Source organism: Luteibacter sp. P4_E6, assembly GCF_056401535.1.
Map to the genome: position 1 here is coordinate 1 of NZ_JBFUJE010000755.1, position 1,477 is coordinate 1,477.

Annotated in this window: 1 protein-coding gene; it reads right to left on the reverse strand. The window is 64.2% G+C overall.

All coding sequences use genetic code 11. The features are described from left to right. Nucleotides 1-1,272 (reverse strand): phosphoethanolamine transferase (locus AC1DT2_RS23160; RefSeq protein ID WP_477299021.1); only part of this gene is annotated, 1,272 nt, incomplete at its 3' end. Between the last annotated feature and the right edge of the window lie 205 nt (nt 1,273-1,477).

Below are 1,477 nucleotides of genomic sequence, written 5' to 3' on the forward strand. Positions count from 1 at the left end.
GGCCTGCGCATAMGTGCATGTTTGCACTTCGCCGGTATCGCAACCCGGCTTGAAGACATTGAAAGCCGCCGGATAGCGCTGGAAGTACGCCGGGCCGTGGCTGCCCTTGATGTGCAGCACGAGCAGTGCCGGCGAACGCATCTTCGCCAGGCGTTCGGGCAGGTCGGCGATCAGCACGTCATCCTTGCAGCCGTTGGCGTCGCACAGGCCGTCGATCCTGGYGGCGGTGAGGTCGTCGTTGGGCACGCGCAGGCAGACATCCTTGCAGCCTTCATCGTTGTCCCGCCAGAACACGTCCACACCCGCGTGCTGAAGCACATCCAGCACGTTCCAATGGGCCTTGGCCACGGGCTTGTCGAACTTCTCGCGCGTCATGTTCGAGAACATGCACGGCACCGACACGGTGGTCGCCGTGCCGCACGACCATGCGTCGCTGAAATAGATGGCCCCGGCCCGCTTCATCTCGGGATTGGTTTCGCGCGCATAACCCTGCAGCGACTGATTCTCTGCCCGTGCCGTCTCGCCCACCACGAACACGACCACCCGCTTGCGTGCCGCCATGGCGGGATCCGGTGCCAGCGTGGCATCGGTGCCGATCGGCGTCATCGTCGCCTTTTTACGGAAGACATCCCGCTGGAGATAGTGGAACGTGCCGCTGAGTGCCGCGTACGGATTGAACACCTCATACATCGGACGGTGGTTGCGCTCGAAGTAAACGTAATTGCGACCGGTCAGCAGGGGCGGCACGAGCAGCAGAGCCGTCGCGGCCAGTACGATAGCCGCACGCCACCTCAGGCTGCGCCACTTCGGCGGGAAGCGGACCGGCACCCACAAAATGAGGACCGCCGGCAAGACGCCGAACAGGGCAATCCAGCCGACGGACGCCGTGGTAATCAGCGCCGCGGCTTCCGCACGCGTCGTCTCGAAAATGCTCTGGATGATTTCTTCGTTCAGGCGKGCGCCGAACGTCTGCTCGTAGTACGCGCTGGCCGCTGATACGAGGACCAGGAGGGCCAACAAGAACTTGCCCACGCGCGGCCACGTGGCCAACGCAAGGGTCAGGACGAGGTTACCTAACAGTCGACAATAAACCGTCACACTCAAGGCCCAGAATCCGGGCAGACCCTGGGAAGCCGCAAGGGCCTCGCGCACTTCGGGCCAGAGGGTGCGATTTAGCACGGCAAGGATATAAACGCCAACGAGGGCGCCCAGCACCCAGGCCGGCAGCGCCCACTTCGCGCGGCGCGCGGCCGGGCGGTCTTGAATGATCATCCAGCGTCCTGTCTGGCCGGCACGATCGCGGGCCCTTAGAAGCCGTGAAATCTACAGGAGCGCCGTCACGGGCTCAAACGGCGGCGCCAGCAGGCTGGAAACCGGTGAACATGTCTACAAGGCTTCGCGGCGCCTTCTCGCCGAGCAGCAACTTGCTCAACGCCCTTGCCTCGGTCGCGGCCTTGGCGCTGCGCGGAAACAACGC